Annotated in this window: 15 protein-coding genes and 1 riboswitch; of the genes, 11 read left to right on the top strand and 4 right to left on the bottom strand. The window is 69.0% G+C overall.

All coding sequences use genetic code 11. The annotated features are described in order from the left end of the window. Window positions 1-2: 2 nt before the first annotated feature. Window positions 3-1,469 (bottom strand): FtsW/RodA/SpoVE family cell cycle protein, encoded by a 1,467-nt coding sequence (locus tag QH290_RS21145; RefSeq protein ID WP_280269819.1) that lies wholly within the window; start codon window positions 1,467-1,469, stop codon window positions 3-5. Between the two features lie 45 nt (window positions 1,470-1,514). After that, the gene (locus tag QH290_RS21140) at window positions 1,515-1,808 is read right to left on the bottom strand and encodes a hypothetical protein (RefSeq protein ID WP_280269820.1); all 294 of its coding nucleotides are present in this window, start codon (window positions 1,806-1,808) and stop codon (window positions 1,515-1,517) included. 100 nt (window positions 1,809-1,908) lie between these two features. On the opposite strand from QH290_RS21140, the gene QH290_RS21135 reads away from it, so the two are divergent. The 6 genes from QH290_RS21135 (at window position 1,909) to QH290_RS21110 (ending at window position 10,495) form a co-directional block, all read left to right on the top strand. After that, complete coding sequence (locus QH290_RS21135) at window positions 1,909-3,774, top strand: Na+/H+ antiporter (RefSeq protein ID WP_280384647.1); 1,866 nt, start codon at window positions 1,909-1,911, stop codon at window positions 3,772-3,774. 53 nt (window positions 3,775-3,827) lie between these two features. Continuing rightward, on the top strand, window positions 3,828-4,445 hold the full coding sequence (locus QH290_RS21130; RefSeq protein ID WP_280269822.1) for a TetR/AcrR family transcriptional regulator: 618 nt from the start codon (window positions 3,828-3,830) through the stop codon (window positions 4,443-4,445). Window positions 4,446-4,521: 76 nt separating this feature from the next. Beyond that, window positions 4,522-6,234 carry an acyl-CoA dehydrogenase family protein gene (locus tag QH290_RS21125; protein ID WP_280384645.1) on the top strand — a complete coding sequence of 571 codons (1,713 nt, stop codon included), beginning with the start codon at window positions 4,522-4,524 and terminating at the stop codon, window positions 6,232-6,234. Between the two features lie 74 nt (window positions 6,235-6,308). Continuing rightward, window positions 6,309-6,481, top strand: a riboswitch (M-box (ykoK) riboswitch). A gap of 191 nt (window positions 6,482-6,672) precedes the next feature. Further along, the gene (locus QH290_RS21120; RefSeq protein WP_280269824.1) at window positions 6,673-7,410 is read left to right on the top strand and encodes an MgtC/SapB family protein; all 738 of its coding nucleotides are present in this window, start codon (window positions 6,673-6,675) and stop codon (window positions 7,408-7,410) included. Further along, window positions 7,407-9,143, top strand: a complete 1,737-nt coding sequence (locus QH290_RS21115; protein WP_280384643.1) for an ABC transporter permease — start codon at window positions 7,407-7,409, stop codon at window positions 9,141-9,143. Before QH290_RS21120 ends, QH290_RS21115 begins: the two co-directional genes overlap by 4 nt. A 14-nt stretch (window positions 9,144-9,157) precedes the next feature. Then, entirely contained in the window at window positions 9,158-10,495 is a 1,338-nt protein-coding gene (locus QH290_RS21110) for an ABC transporter ATP-binding protein (RefSeq protein WP_280269826.1), read from the top strand. Window positions 10,496-10,563: 68 nt separating this feature from the next. Here the strand turns inward: QH290_RS21110 and QH290_RS21105 are convergent, their stop codons facing one another. After that, a complete protein-coding gene (locus QH290_RS21105; protein WP_280384641.1) occupies window positions 10,564-11,307 on the bottom strand; it encodes a TetR/AcrR family transcriptional regulator in 744 nt (247 codons plus the stop codon). 53 nt (window positions 11,308-11,360) lie between these two features. On the opposite strand from QH290_RS21105, the gene QH290_RS21100 reads away from it, so the two are divergent. Next, window positions 11,361-12,842, top strand: a complete 1,482-nt coding sequence (locus QH290_RS21100; protein WP_280384640.1) for an MFS transporter — start codon at window positions 11,361-11,363, stop codon at window positions 12,840-12,842. A 44-nt stretch (window positions 12,843-12,886) separates the two neighbouring features. On the opposite strand, the gene QH290_RS21095 is transcribed toward QH290_RS21100, so the two are convergent. Then, window positions 12,887-14,452, bottom strand: coding sequence for a DHA2 family efflux MFS transporter permease subunit (locus QH290_RS21095; RefSeq protein ID WP_280269829.1), 1,566 nt, complete (start codon window positions 14,450-14,452; stop codon window positions 12,887-12,889). 161 nt (window positions 14,453-14,613) lie between these two features. Here QH290_RS21095 and QH290_RS21090 point away from each other — a divergent pair, with 161 nt between their 5' ends. From QH290_RS21090 to QH290_RS21075, 4 genes are all read left to right on the top strand, one after another. Then, entirely contained in the window at window positions 14,614-16,176 is a 1,563-nt protein-coding gene (locus QH290_RS21090) for an alpha/beta hydrolase (protein ID WP_280384637.1), read from the top strand. 90 nt (window positions 16,177-16,266) lie between these two features. Beyond that, complete coding sequence (locus tag QH290_RS21085) at window positions 16,267-16,665, top strand: cold-shock protein (protein WP_280269831.1); 399 nt, start codon at window positions 16,267-16,269, stop codon at window positions 16,663-16,665. A gap of 91 nt (window positions 16,666-16,756) precedes the next feature. Continuing rightward, the gene (locus QH290_RS21080) at window positions 16,757-17,839 is read left to right on the top strand and encodes an ATP-dependent DNA ligase (protein ID WP_280269832.1); all 1,083 of its coding nucleotides are present in this window, start codon (window positions 16,757-16,759) and stop codon (window positions 17,837-17,839) included. After that, a complete protein-coding gene (locus tag QH290_RS21075) occupies window positions 17,836-18,891 on the top strand; it encodes a DNA polymerase domain-containing protein (protein WP_280269833.1) in 1,056 nt (351 codons plus the stop codon). Before QH290_RS21080 ends, QH290_RS21075 begins: the two co-directional genes overlap by 4 nt. Window positions 18,892-18,904 lie beyond the last annotated feature (13 nt).

Here is an 18,904-nt window from a genome sequence, read left to right as displayed (position 1 = left end):
CGTCACGGCTCGCGGCGCACGACCCCGCTCTGGCGGATGTGCTCGGTCATCGCCTCGGCGATCGGCGCCGCCGGCGGCGGGGCGGGGGTCGCGCCGGTGCGGGCGTCGTGCGAGATCCGCATCAGCAGCGCGACGATGACGTAGTTGGCCAGCAGCGAGGAGCCGCCGTAGGACATGAACGGGGTGGTCAGGCCGGTCAGCGGAATCAGTTTCGTGACACCGCCGACCACCACGAACAGCTGCCAGCCCAGCGAGAACGCCAGCCCGCCGCCCAGCAGCTTGCCGAAGGAGTCGCGGGTGGCCAGGGCGGCGGTGAATCCGCGCAGCGTGAGGATGGTGAACAGCAGGATCACCGCCGTCAGCCCGATCAGCCCCAGCTCCTCGCCGATGGTGGAGATGATGAAGTCGGTCTTGGCGAACGGCACCTCCTGCGGGCGGCCCGCCCCCAGCCCCGTGCCCGACAACCCGCCCGTGCCGAGCCCGAACAGCGCCTGCGCGATCTGGTAGCCGTTGGTGTAGTAGGTGTCGAACGGGTCCTGCCACACCCGCACCCGCACGCGCACATGCCCGAACAGGTTGTAGGCGATCACCGCGCCCAGCGCGAACATCCCGATGCCGATCAGCAGCCACGACGAGCGCCGCGTCGCGATGTACAGCATGGCCAGCACGGTCCCGAACACCAGCAGCGAGAACCCGAGGTTCTTCTCGTACACCAGCACCAGCACCGACACGAACGTCACCAGCAGCAGCGGCCCCAGATCGCGCAGCCGCGGAACCGTCATGCCCAGGAAGCGTTTTCCGGCGGTGCCGAACAGGTCGCGGTTGGTGACCAGGAATCCGGCGACGAACACCAGCAGCAGCACCTTCGCGAACTCACCGGGCTGAATCGAGAACCCGGAGAACATGATCCAGCTCTTGCCGCCGTTGACCTCGCTGAACCGCGACGGCAGCACGGCCGGTATGAGCAGCAGCACCAGGCCCGCCAGCCCGCAGGTGTAGGCGTAGCGGGCGGGCTGGACGTGGTTGCGCACCACGAGCAGCACCAGCGCGAACAGCGCGATTCCGCCTGCGGTCCAGATCAATTGGTGCGCGGCGTCGGGTGCGGGCGCCGGTGTGCCCAGCGCCACCGCGGCCGCGGCCTCGGCCCGGTCGAGCCGGTCGATGAGCACCAGCCCCAGCCCGTTGAGCACCGTCACGCACGGCAGCAGCACCGGGTCGGCTCTCGGCGCCAGCTGCCGCACGGCCAGATGGGCCAGCAGCACCAGGCCCGCGAACACCACCAGCGCCCAGCGCATCGAGCCGCCGCCCTCGCCGCCCGCGGCCGCCGACATGCCCAGCGCCGCCATCACCACCAGCGCGACCGCGGCCGCGCACAGCACGAGTTCGGCGCGGCGCGGATGCGGGCGGCCGATCGGCCCGGAGACCGCAGCGATCGGCCCCGACGACGAGGAGTCCCGAAACGCGCTCACGTCAACCAGTATGCGGACGAATCCGAAACGGGCGTTGACGCCCGGTCAGCGCCGGTCGAGCGCCTGGAGCAGCAGGTCCTTGATCTCGGCGACGTTCTCCTCGATCGAGCGCACGCGGGCGTTGGTCTCCCCGATCCTGCCCGCCAGCCGCTCCTCGAGGCCCTCGATATGCGAGGCCAGCCGCTGCTCGACGCCGTCGATCGTGGTGTCGAGGACGGCGAGGCGTTCGCGGGTCTGCTGGCCGAGCACGTTGACCATCGACAGCACGGCCTTGTAATCCGCGCGATCGGCCTCCAGCGCGGCGACGCGGGCTTCGAGTTCGGCGAGAGTGGCGGACATTCAGCGATCTTAGACCGGCCGCGCCCCCGCGCGCACCCCGCGAATCGCCAGGGACGGAACCGATTGCGCTGGTCGCGACGCGTCCTGGCACGATGGGCGGGTGCATATCGCAGCGGGATTGGTGATCCTGGTCGCCGTCGCGGTCGCGCTGGCGGCGCTGGCGAGGCGGCTGGGCATGGCCGAACCCCTGACGCTCACCGTCGCCGGGGTGATCGCCTCGTATCTGCCGTTCGTCCCCCAGGTCGACATCAATCCCGAGCTGGTGCTGCTCGGTCTGCTGCCGCCGCTGCTGTACACGGCGGCCATCAACACCTCGCTGATCGAGTTCCGGCCCAAGAAGCTGTCGATCGCGCTGCTGTCGGTGGGCCTGGTGCTGTTCACCACTTTCGCGGTGGCGGTGGTGGTCTGGCGGCTGCTGGGGGTGCCGTTCGCGGCCGCGGTGGCGCTGGGCGCGGTCGTCGCGCCGCCGGATGCGGTGGCCGCCACGGCGGTGGCGCGGCGGGTCGGCATGCCGCGGCGCATCGTGACACTGCTCGAGGGTGAGTCGCTGTTCAACGACGCCACCGCGCTGGTGTCGCTGCGCACCGCGATCGCCGCGATGGCCGGGAGTTTCAGCATCTGGCAGGCGGGCGGCGACTTCGTCTACGCCGCGGGCGGCGGGGCGCTCATCGGTATCGCGGCGGCCGGGGTGCTGGCGGTGCTGCGCCGCCGCATCACCGATCCGGTGCTCGATACCAGCCTGTCGCTGCTGGCGCCGTTCGCGGCGTATCTGCCCGCCGAGGCCGTGCACGCCTCGGGTGTGATGTCGGTAGTGGTGTGCGGGCTGATCCTGGGCCAGGGCGCGCCGGTGTGGCAGACCGCGGCCTCGCGCATCGCCGAGCGCACCAACTGGCGCACCATCCAATTCCTGTTGGAGAGCGCGGTTTTCCTGCTGATCGGCCTGCAGGTGCGCCACATCGTGGAGGACGCCTGGAACAGCGGGCTCGATCACGGCACGATCGTGCTGACCTGTGCGGCGGTGCTGGCGACGGTGGTCGTGGTGCGCCCGGTGTGGGTGTTTCCCGCCACCTATTTCGCCTGGTCCGTGGAGTCGCGCCCGCGCGGGAAACCCAAGCCCGCGTGGACCGGTCCGGCGGTGGTGTCCTGGTCGGGTATGCGCGGCGTGGTGACCCTCGCCGCGGTGCTGCTGCTGCCCGAGGACACCCCGCAGCTGGCGACGTTGAAGCTGCTGGCGCTGGTGGTCGTCGGCGGAACCCTGCTGCTGCAAGGGGTTTCGCTGCCGCTGCTGGTACGGGTGCTGCGGCTGCGCGGTCCCAGCCGCGCCGAGGACGCGCTGCAGGAGGCGAACCTGCTGCAGCAGGCCACCGCCGCCGGGCTCGAGGCGCTCGATGCCGAGATCGCGCCGGAGACCCCGCCGGAGATCGTGACGGCGCTGCGCGATCGGGTCTCGCGCCGCGCCTTCGCCGCCTGGGAGCAGCTGGGCCGGTCGGAATCGGTGCGCGTGACCCCCAGCGGCGAGTATCGAAGGCTGCGGCTGGCGATGCTGCGCGCCGAACGCGAAACCGTGCTGCGCGTGCGGGATTCGGGCACCGTCGACCACGAGGTGCTCGAGAATGTCATGGCCGTGCTGGATATGGAGGAGTCGACCATCGACCGGATCGTCGAGGCCGACAGCGATTCCGCCGCCCCGCTGCGCGCCCCGGCGGCCGGTGACTGCGCCCACCTGCGCGCCGCCCCGCACACCTGCATCCCCGACACACCCGACGTCTGCTCGGACTGTGTCGCGGCGGGCCTGACCTGGGTGCATCTGCGCATGTGCCTGACCTGCGGCCACGTCGCCTGCTGCGACTCCTCCCCCGGCAACCACGCCACCAACCACTTCCGCGACACCGGCCACCCCGTGATGCGCAGCGTCGAACCGGGCGAGAAATGGCGCTGGTGCTACGTCGACGAACTCCTCGGCTGACGCACGGCGTGCGTGAATGCCCGCGTTCCCGGGCGGGCGTTAGGGTTGTGCGCGTGCATTCTGGTCAGGACTCCGAACCGCGCATCTGGGGCGGGACCACGCTCACCGAGCGTCGCGAGGCGCGCCGCTCCGCGCTGCTCGAGGCGGCGCTCGATCTGATCGGCGCCGCCGGAGCGGGCGCGGTCACCATGCGCGCGGTGTGCCGCCAGGCCAATCTCACCGATCGCTACTTCTACGAGAGTTTCACCGGCCGCGACGATCTGCTCGATTCGCTCTACCGCCAGGTCGCCGACGAGTTCCTGGCCCCGATGACCGCCTTCGCCGCCCTCGACACCCCCGACCGCGACCGTGAGCTGGCGCAGGTGCTGGTGGACAAGGTGCTCGAGGATCCGCGCAAGTCGCGGCTGTTCCTGGTGGAGCCGTATTCGAGCACCGGCCTGGGCCGGACCACGATCGCGGTGATGCCGACGTTCACCCGCCTCATCCAGGATCACCTGTTCACCCACATCGACGATCCGGTGCGCCGCCGCATGGCCGCGGTCACGATGGCCTCGGGCAATGCGGGCATGTTCTCGGCGTGGCTCAACGGGTCGCTGAAGGTCACCCGGGAGCAGATCATCGAGCATCTGGTCGCGGTGATCACCGCCTACCGGTCGATGTACCGGGACTGATTCCGGCCGAAAGCGCGCCGGAAACACCGCACGGCCGTAAACTGACGGCAGCCGCCATCACATGAGAGGCCCCGTCATGCCCCTGTTCAATCCGCGCACCGAGACCTTCGCCGAATTCGACCCGAAGACGCGGGAGCTGCTGCGGTCGGTGGTCGAGTTCTTCGAGACCAAGGGCAAGCGGGCGCTGTGCCGCGATGCCCACGCGGGGGTCTGGTACGACGACTGGATGGACTTCCTGGCGTCCTCGCGGATCCTCGCGTACTTCGCCACGCCGACGGCGCACGCGCAGGGCGATCCGGACAAGCGCTGGGATACGGCGTTCATCTCGAAGTTCAACGAGATCACCGGGTTCTACGGCTCCCAGTACTGGTACGCGTGGGGCGTGTCCACGCTGGGCCTGGCGGTGGTCTGGCACAGCGACAACGAGACGGCGCATCGGCGCGCGGCCGCGGAGCTCGACCGCGGCGGCATCATCGGCTTCGGCCTGTCCGAGCGCGACCACGGCGCCGATATCTACGCCACCGATATGCTGCTCACCCCCGACGGCAGCGGCGGATTCACCGCGTCCGGCGGCAAGTACTACATCGGCAACGGCAACGTCTCCCGCCTGGTGCCCGTCCTCGGCCGCCGCACCGACCTCGACGGACCCGAGGCGTACGTGTGGTTCGTCGCCGACAGCAACCACCCCCGCTACAAGCTGGTCGACAACGTCATTCACGGCCAGAACTTCGTCAGCGCCTTCGATCTGGCCGCCTATCCCGTCACCGCCGCCGACATCCTGCACACGGGCCGCCGCGCCTTCGATGTCGCGCTGGCGGCGGTGAACTGCGGCAAGTTCAATATCGGCATGGTCGCGATCGGCATGGTCGAGCACTGCTTCCACGAGACGATCAACCAGGCCGCGAACAAGATCCTGTTCGGCCATCCGGTCACCGAGTTCGGGCAGGTGCGGCAGCTGCTCATCGACAACTACCTGCGCCTGACCGCGATGCAGCTGTATCACGCCCGCGCGATCGACTACATGCGCTGCTCCACTCCGCAGGACCGCCGCTTCGTGATGTTCAATTCGATCGCCAAGATGAAGGTCACCCGCGAGGCCGAGCGCGCGCTCGACGAGCTGCTGGATGTCATCTCCGCCAAGGGTTTCGAGAAGGACAGCTACTTCACCCTCGCCCGCGCCACCATCGCCTCGATGCCGCGGCTCGAGGGCACCGCGCACGTGAACATGGCGCTGACCCTGAAGTTCATGCCGAACTTCCTGTTCAATCCCGTTGCGCTGCCACCTGTTCCGGTGCGCCGCGATCCGGGCGACGACGAATCGCTGTTCCGCCAGCCCGGCGCCGCCGGACTGGGCAAGGTCCGCTTCACCGACTGGCGCCCGGCGTTCGAGCAGTGGAAGCACCTGCCGAACGTGGCCCTGTTCCTGGAGCAGGCCGAGAAGTTCGTCCAGTTCCCCGTGCAGGCCCCGCCCACCGAGGCACAACTGGCCGACCTGGATTTCCAACTGGCCGTGGGCGAACTGTTCACGATGCTCCCCTACACTCAGCTCATCCTCGAACAGGCCACCCTCTCCGGCACCGCCCCGCACCTGATCGACTCGATCTTCGAGATCTTCGTCCGCGACTTCTCCGGCTACGCCCTGGCCCTGCACTCGAAGCCGTCTTCCACTGCGGCCCAACAGCATTGGGCCCTGGACGCGATCGCGAAACCCATACCCGACCCTGCCCGCGCCGACCGTATCTACACCGAGGTCCTCGCCCACGCGAACACCTACGAGATGAACCCCTGACACGACCCCGCCGGGCGATCCGGCTCACACCCGGTTGCCAAGTCCTTCCATCCGGGTGTTTACTGGCCGACGCAAGGTGCCGTCGTTCGCTGAGGCTCCTTCGCGGATACAGGCCGGCGACCCCGAACGTCGAGAGACGCCCCGGGTCAGGACAGGTCTTCCCGGATTAAGGGTTGACTCCGACCGGCTCCCAGTCGCACTGGGTTCACGCCGCGAAGTGCCAAAGGTCTTACGAGGAGTGGCAACCGTCCGGCCATCGGAGCCGGAGCACTCCCTGGCGCACAGGAAGGGAGGTGGTCGTCGTGCCCGACGGTGGCAGTCATCGCTACACGTTTGCTGAATCTTCATCTGGCGACCACCCCGCAATCCACGGCTTCCCGCGCATTTCCCGGTAGCCTGCTGCGGCACGTGGTCGCCACGAGCTCCGGAAGGGCTGTCATGACGACTGTGGAAATGCTGCTGCGGCTGGCCACCGGCGTCGGCTTGGGCGTGGTGATCGGCCTGGAACGCCAATACCGCGCCCGGATGGCCGGATTGCGGACCAACGCGCTGGTCTCCGCGGGCGCGACGCTGTTCGTGCTGCTGTCCGCGCACGGCTTCTCCGGCGGCACCGCCGATCCGACACGCGTTGCCGCGCAGATCGTCTCGGGCATCGGCTTCCTCGGCGCCGGGGTGATCATGCGCGAGGGCCTCAGCGTGCGCGGGCTCAACACCGCCGCCACCCTGTGGTGCTCGGCCGCGGTCGGCGCGCTCGCGGGAGCCGGAATGTACGACACCGCCGCCGCGGGCACGGTGGCCGTGGTCATGGTCAACACCGCGCTGCGCTGGGCGGGCCGCGCGGTGGACCGCCAGCCCGAATCGGGTAGCGAGCAGACCGCGGAATACCTGTTCACCGCCGTCACCGACGATGCCGGGGAGGCACACGTGCGGGCGTTGCTGGTGCAGGCGCTCACCCGCACCGACTTCCGGCTGGTGTCGATCTCGAGCCGCAACATCACCGACACCGACACCGGATCGCCCGCGCCGCGCGGCCAGGTCGAGGTCCGCGCCGAACTCGTCGGCGACGAGCGCGACGACCGGCAGATGGAATCCGCGGTCAGCCGCCTGAGCCTGGAACCGTCGGTGACCAGCGTCGGATGGAGCATCCCGGAACCGGCGCAGGAGCAGCACCGATGACCGCGCTGCGTACCTTCCCCGCCCGCGGCACCCTCGACCGCCCCCGCTCGCGGTGGGCCGACGTCGCGGTCTTCGCCGCAGCCGCGGTGCTGATCTGGGTGATCGTACGGCTGTCGGCCGGGCTGGACGTGCCGTTCCACCCGGACCGGTCGAGCGCGGCGATCTCCACCGACGCCGGGCAACTGCCCTACTACGCGGCCCGCTCCCTGCTGCGGATGTTCCTCGCGCTGGGCCTGGCGATCGCGTTCACCTTCGTCTACGCCACCGCCGCGGCCCGGCTGCGCCGCGCCCGCACCGTCCTGCTGCCGCTGCTCGACATCCTGCAGTCGGTGCCGATCCTGGGCTTTCTGTCGGTGACGGTGACCGCGTTCATCGCCCTGTTCCCCGGCTCCCAGCTCGGCCTGGAATGCGCGTCGATCTTCGCGATCTTCACCTCGCAGGCATGGAACATGACCTTCGCGTTCTACCACTCGCTGGTGTCGCAGCCACGCGACCTCGACGAGGCCGCCCGCAACCTGAGACTGTCGCGCTGGCAACGGTTCTGGCGCGTGGACGTGCCCTCCGGCATGGTGCCGCTGGTGTGGAACGCGATGATGAGCTTCGGCGGCGGCTGGTTCTTCCTCACCGCCTCCGAGGCGATCAGCGTCAACAACCGCGAGTACGCGCTGCCCGGTATCGGCTCCTACGTCGCCGCCGCCACCGCCGAGGGCGCCACCGGCAAGGTGCTCATCGCCATCGGCGTCATGATCGTCATGGTCGTCGGGGTCAACGTGCTGTTCTGGCGGCCGCTGACCGCGTTCGCCGAACGCTTCCGGTTCGAGGACTCCGAACCGGCCGAGGCGCCGCGCAGCGTGGTACTGAATCTGTTGCGGCGCAGCCACATTCCCGATCTGCTCGGCAGACTCCTCGGACCGCTGGTGTATCCGATGGATCGGGCGATGCGCCTGTTCGGGCTGGCCGAGCATCCGCTGCACGTGCCGCTCGCCCGCCGCCGGGCCGGGGACGCGGTGTTCGCGGCGGTGTGGGTGGCGATCATCGTCTACGGCTGCTTCCACGTGGCGCGGTATATCGCCGACACCGTCGGCGTCGGCGAGGTGGCGCACGCGTTCGGCCTCGGCGCGGTCACCCTGCTGCGGGTGATCGTGCTGCTGATCGTGTGCAGCCTGATCTGGGTGCCGGTCGGTGTGTGGATCGGGTTGAACCCCAGGGCGTCCCGCTTCGCCCAGCCGGTGGTGCAGGTGCTGGCCAGCTTCCCCGCCAACTTCCTGTTCCCGCTCGTGACCGCCGTCCTGGTCGCGACCGGCGCGAGCCTGAACTGGGCCGGAATCCTGCTGATGGCGCTGGGTTCGCAGTGGTACATCCTGTTCAACGTCATCGCCGGTGCCTCCGCGGTACCGGGCGATCTGCGCGAGGCCGCCGCCAGCCTGCGATTGCCGCGAAACCTGTGGTGGCGCAGGCTGATTCTGCCCGCCATCTTCCCCAGCTACGTCACCGGCGCGCTTACCGCCGCGGGCGGCGCCTGGAACGCCTCCATCGTCGCCGAGGTGGTCACCTTCCGCGACACCGAACTGACGGCGGTCGGCCTGGGCGCCTACATCTCCGAGGCCACCTCCGGCGGCGACTGGCCGCGCCTGCTCGTCGGCGTCGTGGTGATGAGCGTCTACGTCGTCGGCATCAACCGCCTGTTCTGGCGCCGCCTCTATGCACTGGCCGAACGCCGGTACTCGTTGTGACAGGAGACAATTCGATGACCACCACCACGCCCCCCGGCCAGGTATTGCTCGAGGTCGACGACGTCGGCATGGCCTTCCGCGGCGCCGCGGGCGACCGCCTGCAGGTCCTCGACCACATCGACCTCACCCTGCACAGCGGCGAAATCGTCGCCCTTCTGGGCCGTTCCGGGTCCGGCAAGTCCACGCTGCTGCGCACCATCGCCGGACTCATCGCCCCCACCTCGGGGCACGTGCGCTACCGCGGCACCGAACTCGACGGCGCCAATCCCGGTGCGGCCCTGGTCTTTCAGTCCTTCGCGCTGATGCCGTGGCTGACGGTGCAGGACAATGTGGAGCTGGGCCTGGCCGCGCGCGGGGTGCCCCCGGCCGAGCGACGCCAGCAGGCCCTGGCGGCCATCGACATGATCGGCCTCGACGGCTTCGAGACCGCCTATCCCAAGGAGCTGTCCGGCGGGATGCGCCAGCGCGTCGGTTTCGCCCGCGCGCTGGTGCTGCGCCCGGACCTGCTGCTGATGGACGAGCCGTTCTCGGCGCTGGACGTGCTGACGGCGGAGAATCTGCGCACCGAGATCGTGAACCTCTGGGACACACCGGATTTCCCCACCGAATCCATCTGCATCGTCACCCACAACATCGAGGAGGCGGTGCTGCTGGCCGACCGGGTGGTGGTGCTGGGCGCCAATCCCGGCCGCATCATCGCCGACATCCCGGTCCCCCAGGCCCGCCCGCGCGATCGGCGCACGCCCGGTTTCGAGCTGCTGGTCGACGAGATCTACGGCCTGCTCACCGGCCGTGACACCGGGCGCGCGCAACCGGAACCGGAGAAGGCCACCCCGACCGCGACCCCGCTGCCCGACGCCTCGGTGGGCGGGCTCGCCGGTCTGGTGGAGCTGGTCTACGCCTGCGGGGGCCGCGCCGATCTCCCGGAGATCGCCGACGCGCTGAACTTCGAGATCGATGATCTGCTGCCGCTGGTGGACGCGGCCGCCATGCTCGGATTCGTCACCGTCGACTCCGGCGATATCGGCCTCACCGACATCGGCACCCGCATCACGACCGCCGATATCCAGCAGTCCAAGCAGATCTTCGCCGAACAGGCCCGCCATCGCGCGCCGCTGGTCCGCACCATCTGCAAGGGGCTGGCCGGTAGCACCGACGGCACGCTGCGCGCCTCGTTCTTCCTGGATCTGCTGCGCCGCGGCTTCTCCCCCGACGACGCCCGCCGCCAGCTCGACATCGCCATCGACTGGGGCCGCTACGCCGAACTGTACGACTACGACGCCGACGACGACCTGATCACCGCCGACCCCGCGGCCGAGGAGTTCGCGGGCGTCCGCGACAACTGGACCTGAGCGCGCCCACTATTCCGGTGTGACGCCCACAATTCCGGCACCCAGACCGGGGTGAACAGCGTTGTCGCTCAGGCGTTTTCGGCGTCTCGATGCGCGTTGCCGCGCGATTCGCTCGCCCGCAGCCGCGCCTGCAGGCCGTCGAGCACGCACAGCAGGCCGAAGTCGTAGGCGACGATTCGCGCGGCCTGGGAGTCGGTCGGCATCGTCCGTTCGTAGTCGGCGCGCAGCTCCGGATAGTCGGCGGCCAGCTCGCCGACCACGGCCATCGCGGCCTCGTGGTCGAATCCCTCGCCGCCGGTCGCCCGGTTCAGGCTGATCTCGGGCAGGACCTGGCCGAAGACGAAGCTCAGCACCGTCCCGGAGGCCAGATAGATGTCCAGGCCGGTGAATCCGGCGTTCACGAATGTCCGCCGCAGGCGGTCGCTCAGCGCGAAGGCCTGGGGACCCACCATCGGCATCCGGCCGATGAGGGTGCCGACCCACGGGTGGTCCAGCAGCGTCTGGCGCAGGCTGTAGGCGAAGGTCGTGACGACCCCGCGCCACGACGTCGACTCGTCCGGTTCGGGCAGCTCGACCCAGCCCCAGAATTCGTCGAGCGCCAGTTCCAGCAGTTCGTCCTTGTTCGCCACATGCCAGTACACGCTCGTCGCGCCGGAGTTCAGCTTGGCGCCCAGCTTGCGCATGCTCAACGCCTCGAGGCCCTCGGCATCCAGCAGTTCCAGCACCGCCGCCACGATCTGCTCACGCCCCAGACCTGCGCTCTTGGGCTGGCGTTGCGGGCGGGTCCACACCGAGGAGAACTGTTTTGCCACGGAGTCACCATAATTCACTGGCACAGTGTTCGAGACTATCGTACGCTGTGCGAGTGGAATCGAACGTTGTACGAGATTCGTCCGATGAGATCACCCGCGACCCGCGCCGCTGGTGGATCCTGGGGGTCCTCTGTCTCTCACTACTGGTGCTGATGATCGACGGCACCGTCCTCAATATCGCCATCCCGAAACTGATCCTCGAACTCGGCGCGACACCGTCGGACGTGCAGTGGATCCTCGACGCCTACGTCCTGGTGTTCGCGGGCCTGCTGCTCACCGCCGGCGCCCTGTCCGACCGGTTCGGGCGGCGGCGGATGCTGATCACCGGTCTCGCCGTCTTCGGCGCCGCCTCGCTGCTGGCGGTGGTCGCCACCGAACCGTGGCAGGTGATCGCCGCCCGCGTCGCCATGGGCGTGGGCGGTGCGCTGCTGATGCCCTCGACGCTGTCGATCCTGATGACCTCGTTCGCCGAGGACGAGCGGCGCAAGGCGTTCGCGGCGTGGTCGACGGTGTCGATGGTCGGCATCGTGCTGGGACCGACGCTGGGCGGATTCCTGTTGCAGCACTTCTGGTTCGGGTCGGTATTCCTGCTCAACATCCCGGTCGCCGTCATCGCGATCATCGCCGCGGTGGTGCTCATGCCCGAGACCTTCGGGCAGCAGCGGCCGATCGACCTGGTGGGCGTGGTGCTGTCGATCGTGGCACTGACCTCGACGGTGTACGTCATCATCGAGCGCGAGTGGAACATTCCCGTCATCGCGCTGGCGGTGGTCACGGGCGCCGGATTCGCCTTCTGGGAGCACCGCTCGGCCGATCCGATGCTGCCGCTGGCGGTGTTCCGCAGCCGCGACTTCACCGGCGCCTGCCTGACGCTGCTGCTGATGATGTTCGGCATGGGCGCGGTGCTGCTGATGCTCACGCAGTATCTGCAGTTCGTGCTCGGCTACGAGCCGATGCAGGCGGGCTGGGCGCTGCTGCCTTATGCCGTGGCGGCCGCGGTGTGCAACGGCCTGGGCGCCACGCTCGGCAAGAAGCTGAGCAACAAGACGCTCATCGTCACGGGCCTGCTGGTGATGGCCGGGGCGTTCGCGGTGCTGGCCAATGCCGACAGCTACCTGTACGTGCTGATCTCGATGCTGGTGATGGGCGTCGGCGGCGGCCTGGCCGGTCCGGCGGCCTACGCCTCCATCATGAGCGCCATCCCGCTCGAGCACGCCGGTGTCGGCTCGGCCATGAACGACACCCTGCAGCAGGTCGGCCAGGCGATCAGCATCGCGGTGCTCGGCAGCGTGCTGGCCGGGGTCTTCACCTCGAAGATGCCCGAGGACGTCCCCGCGGCCGCCCGCGACAATATCGGCGCCGCCTTCGGCCTCGGCTTCGTCGAACCGGCCAAGGCGGCCTTCACCGCCGCCATGTCCTACGGCTCGTGGATCAGCGCCGGATTCGCCGTCGCCGCGGCCCTGCTCGGCCTGATCCTGCTGCGCGCCCGCAAACCCAGCGCGGCACACGAGCCCGAGGCCGCGCCGGTGGCGTAGGGCACGCGCGGACGGCCCGGCCTCGGCCGGGCCGTCCGAAATCCTCAGTGCCCCATCATGACCGGGGCCTCTGCCCCCTCCGGGGTCCGCGGCCTGGTCCGCGGCAGGAATGCCGCGGGGATCAGGGTGGCGACGAGCAGCACGACCGCGATGATGTAGGTGTCGGCGAAGGCACCGGCGGCCTGGTCGAAACCCGTCTCCAAGGCGCCGGGCGGCAGCTGCGCGGCGATCTGCGGCTGGCTGCGCGAGGCGATGGCGGCCCCGGCCAGCTCGTGATTGTTCAGCAGATTCGTCAGCACCACCGACATGATCGCGGTGCCGATCGACCCGGCCGCCTGGTTCACGATATTCATCAGCGTCGACCCGCGCGCCACCTGCTGATGGGTCAGCGTCTGGATGGCGGCGGTCATGGTCGGCATCATCGTGCATCCCATGCCGAGACCCATCACGAACAGCGCCCCGCCCATCAGCAGATACGACGTCCCCGCATCCAACTGGGTGAAGAACGTCAGGCTCACCGCCATCACCACGACACCGGTCAGCACGATCTTGCCCGGACCGATCTTGTCCACCAGGCGTCCGGCGATCGGCATCGTCAGCATCGCGCCGAGACCCTGTGGCGCCAGCAGCAATCCGGCATCGAGCGCCGACTCGCCGCGCACCTGCTGCAGATAGCTCGGCAACAGCAGCCCCGAACCCATGAAGGCGATCGCGAACAACAGCATCGTCAGCACCGAGAAGGTCAGCGCGCGGTTCTTGAACAGATGCAGATCGATGAGCGGGTGCTCGGTGCGCAGCGCGTGGAAGACGAACGCCACCATCAGCACCAGCCCGATCACGGCCGGTATCAGCACCTTCCCCGCCATCACCGTCTGCTCCTCCGGGATGGTGGACACCCCGTACAGGAACAGCGCCAGTCCCGGCGAGGCCAGTGCCATGCCCAGGAAGTCGAACGACTGCGACGGCTCCGGACGGTCCTTCGGGAACATCAGGAACGCCAGCACCAGCGACAGAATGCCGATGGGGACGTTGATCAGGAAGATCAGCCGCCAGCCCGCGAGGTGGACGAACCAATCGAGGTCGATCCCGATCAGCCAGCCGCCCAGGATCGGCCCGAGAATCGGCCCGAGCAGCATCGGCACACCGAGCACCGCCATCACCCGACCCACCCGGTGCGGTCCGGCCGCATGCGTCATGATCGTCATGCCCAGCGGCATCAGCATGCCGCCGCCGAGCCCCTGGATCACGCGGAAGGCGATGAGCGCCTGCATATTCCACGCCGTCGCGCACAGCACCGAGCCGAGCACGAAGAACACCAGCGCCATCATGTACAGCCGCTTGGTGCCGAACCGGTCCGCGGCCCACCCCGTCACCGGGATGACGCTGGCCAGCGCGAGCGTGTAACCGGTCATCGACCAGGCGGCGATCGCGTAACTGGCGTGAAATTCGGTCTGGAACTTGGGCAGGGCGATGATCACGACGGTGATGTCGAGAATCGACATGATCGCGCCGAGCACCACCACGCCCGCCACCTTGAACACGGCGGCATCGAGCTTGTCGGAGGTCGGATCCGGATCCGCCCCGGTCTGTGTATCCGGAGGTGAAGTCACCGCTTCAGCCTGCCAGCTGTTCCGGCGAATGACCAGTTCCATTTTCCGGCGTCGCCGCGCACGTCGGAGCGGCAATCCGGTGCCCACCGCCCCGAAACCGGGATGCCGCCGCCCGCAGGCCAATACACTCGAATCGGGCACCGGGATGAGGGGAGGTGCGCGTGGCACGGCGAACGACGCGCGGATTCGGCCGATCCTGCGCATACTCCCTAGGACGCACCGGCGCACTGGCCGCGGTCCTGCTGCTGGCCGTCACCGCCTGCGGTCTGCTCCCGGTGGTGCGGCCACCCGATTTCTATCCGGCCGAACTGGCCCGGTTCTACACCCAGACACCGCACTGGGGTTCCTGCGCGCAGATGAACGAACCGCAGTACGAACTCAGCCCCGAGGCCCGCTGCGCCCGGATCCTCGCACCCCTGGACTACGACCACCCCACCGGCCGCACCGTGGAACTGGCGATCTCCCGCAAACCGGCGACCGGGCCGCGCGTCGGCGCGCTGCTGCTCAATCCCGGCGGTCCGGGCTCTCGCGGGCTGTCGCTGGCCGACAGCGTCGACGGCACCCGGCTGGCCCACGGTTTCGACCGCATCGGATTCGACCCCCGCGGCGTCGGCGCCTCGCTGCCACGCGTGTCCTGCGGCGACCCCCGCGACTACTTCGACCCGTTCGCACCGCGCTTCGACACCAGCCCCGAGGGCATCGCCGCCCACGAGCAGATGAACCGCAACCAGGCCACCCAGTGCGAAAAGCACAGCGGCGCAGAGCTTCTCGCACACATCGGCACGCGGGAGGTGGTGCGCGACATGGACATCATCCGCGCGGTGGCGGGCGATCGCCGGATGAACTACATCGGCTACTCCTACGGCACCCAGCTCGGCTGGGCCTACGCCGAACGATACCCGCACCGCGTGCGCGCCATGGTGCTCGACGGCGCCGTCGCACCCCACGAGAACACCTACACCCGAACCCTCAACCAGGAGAGCGCATTTCAGAAGGCATTCGACTCCTTCGCGATGGAATGCGCGCGCCGCCAGGACTGCCCCCTCGGCGCCGATCCCGAGCAGGCGCCGCTGCGGCTGCGCGAACTCAGCGTGCCGCTGCAGACCGAACCGCTGCGCTCCCAGCGCGATCCGAGCCAGGAGCTGTTCTACACCGACGTCCTCAACCGCACCTCCGTCGCACTCTACAAATCCGAATCGTGGGACGGGCTGATCGCGGCCCTGCGCGCGCTGCGCGACCGCAACCCGGACCCGATGCTGGAGCTGGCCGACCACCTCGGCAGCGACCCGACCCCCGAGCAGGTCGCCGACGACGACGCCTACACCGCGATCACCTGCGTCGACCAGCCCCCCATCACCGACCGCGCCGAGAACGACCGGCTCGACGTGGAGGTGCGCCGCGCCGCCCCGTTCGAGGACGACGGCCGCGGCACCGGCCACGCGCCCCTGGACGTGTGCGCCTTCTGGCCGGTGCCCCCGACCGGCCACCCGCACACCCTCGACATTGCGAATCTGCCTACGGTGCTGGTGGTTTCGACCACCTACGACCCGGCCACACCCCACCGGGCCGGTATCGACCTCGCCCAGCAGCTGCGCGCCCGCCTGATCACCTATCAGGGCACCCGGCACACGATCGCCCTGCTGGACAAATCCCAGTGCGTCGACCAGCGGGTGATCGACTACCTGATGACGCTGCGGTTGCCCGCACAGGACGTGGTCTGTTGAGCACGAGGCAAAAAGCTCTTTCCCCCCGACAACGACCAGCGGGACGGTTAGAGTGACCGGCACAGGGACGGCGACGAGGAGCGGGTGTAGGTGTCCATCGGGAAATTGGTGTCCTTCGACAGTTCTCGGGGGTTCGGTTTCATCCGCCCGGAAGACGGCGGCCCCGATGTGTTCGTGCACGTCAACGACATCGGATTGGATGAGGACGAATTGCGGCAGGGCCGCGTATTCGAATTCGAGGTGACCGAGGGCGATCGCGGGCCCAAGGCCGTCAACCTCACCGTGGTCGGCGGCCAACCGGCGCCCCCGCCGCCCGCGCGACATCGCAACCGCGACCGCAATTCCGGCCCGCTCACCGCCGCCGAACACCGCCGGTTGATCACCGAACTGCTGCTCGACGCCAGCCCAGCCCTCACGGCCGGGGAAATACTGACCATCCGCGACCGCCTGACGACATTCGCCGACCAGCACGGATGGCTGGAGAACTGACGAGGCTTACGATCTTGCTGAACGGTTGCGGGCGATGAATCCGACCGGCCCGCACCGTCGGTATGGGTGAGACCGACCCGAGGAGGATCGTGTGGACCTACCCGTCATGCCGCCCGTCAAGCCGATGCTGGCCAAATCCGCCTCGGCACTCCCCCGCGATCCCGGCCTGGCCTACGAACCCAAATGGGACGGATTCCGCTGCATCGTCTTCCGCGACGGCGCCGAGGTCGAACTCGGCTCGCGCAACGACCGGCCGCTGACCCGGTACTTCCCGGAACTGGTCGAACTGCTGGCCAAGGCCCTGCCGGACAAATGCGTCATCGACGGCGAGGTCGTCATGGTCACCGCACAGGGCCTGGACTTCGACACCCTGCAGCAGCGCCTGCACCCCGCGGCCTCGCGGGTCAACAAGCTGGCCGCCGAGACCCCCGCCAGCTTCGTCGCCTTCGACCTGCTGGCACTCGGCGACGACGACCTCACCGACAAACCGTTCGCCGAGCGCCGCCGCATCCTCGAAACGGTCGTCGACAATTCCCACGAACGCCTGCACCTCACACCCCTGACCTCCGACCCGCAGATCGCCCAGGACTGGTTCACCCGATTCGAGGGCGCCGGGTTCGACGGCGTCATGGTCAAGGCCCAAGATCTGCCCTACCTGCAGGACAAGCGGGTCATGGTCAAGGTCAAACACGAACGCACCGCCGACTGCGTGGTCGCCGGATTCCGCTGGCACAAGGACGGGCAGGGCATCGGATCGCTGCTGCTGGGCCTGTTCGACGACGAGGGCAACCTGCACCACGTCGGCGTCGCCTCGAGCTTCACCGCCGCCCGCCGCAAACAGCTCGTCGACGAACTCGCGCCGCTGCGCGAGAACGCGCTCGACAACCACCCCTGGCGGCAGTGGGCCGACGCCGCCGCCCAGGCCAGGGCCGACGGCAAGATGCCCGGCGGCGTCAGCCGCTGGACCGGCGGCAAGGACCTGTCGTGGGAGGCGCTGCGACCCGAACTGGTCGCCGAGGTGCGCTACGAACACGTCATGGCCGGGCGGCTGCGGCACGGCGGGCGGCTGGTCCGCTTCCGCGACGACCGCACCCCCGCCTCGTGCACCTACGCCCAGCTCGACGAGGTGGCGCCCGCCGAACTCGCCGACATCTTCGCGGAGGCGAAAAAGTGAGCACCGCAATCGAATTGGACGTGGACGGCAAGACGGTCCAGATCACCAACCCCGACAAGATCTATTTCACCGAGCGCGGCGAGACCAAGCTCGATCTGGTGCACTACTACCAGGCCGTCGCCGAACCGTTCCTGCGCACCGCACGCGACAGACCCGTTCTGCTGGAACGCTATCCGGACGGCGCCAGCGGAAAGTCCTGGTTCCAGAAGCGCGTCCCGAAATCGGCGCCCGACTGGCTGCAGACCACCGTGGTCTCCACCCCCAACGGCACCACCAGCGACGCGCTCGTCGCCGCCGACCTCGCGCACATCCTGTGGGCGGTCAACCTGGGCTGCCTGGGTTTTCACGTCTGGCCCACCCACGCGGGCGCCGCCGAACGCAGCACCGCCCCCGACGTATTCGACGCGGCCGGAAACCTGCTCCCGCCCACCGGCATCACCGACGAACTGCGCATCGACCTGGACCCCTCGCCCGGAATCGGATTCGACGAACTGCGCCGCGCCGCGCTGCGCACCCGCGAACTGTGCGCCGAACTCGGCATCGACGCCCGCATCAAGACCTCCGGCTCGCGCGGCCTGCACATCTACATCCTGCTCGAGCCGCGCTGGGACGGCTATCAGGTCCGCGCCGCCTCCATCGCCCTGGCCCGCGAACTCGAACGCCGCCACGGCGACCTCATCACCGCGAGCTGGTGGAAGGAGGAGCGCGGCAGCCGGGTCTTCGTCGACTACAACCAGAACGCCCCGCACCGCACGGTTTTCGGCGCCTGGTGCGTGCGCCCCAAGGTCGGCGCGCAGGTCTCGACGCCGATCGCCTGGGACGACCTCGACACCGTCGAACCCGGCGAACTCACCATCGCCACCGTCCCCGCCCGCGTCGCGCGCCTGGGCGACCCGTGGGCCGACCGCACCCCCCAATCCATCGAACCACTGCTGAAAATGTCCGCGGCCGATATGGATTCTGGACTCATGGATGCCCCGTGGCCCCCGGTCTACCCGAAAATGCCCAACGAGCCTTCGCGCGTGCAGCCCAGCAAGGCCCGCAAGGAGTGACCCCGTATTTCCG

Origin of the sequence: Nocardia wallacei (genome assembly GCF_029869545.1) — a bacterium.
In the GTDB taxonomy this organism is placed as follows: Bacteria; Actinomycetota; Actinomycetes; order Mycobacteriales; family Mycobacteriaceae; genus Nocardia; species Nocardia wallacei_A.
The sequence above is the reverse complement of the archived record's forward strand: the minus strand, read 5'-3'. Positions and strand labels throughout refer to the sequence as shown.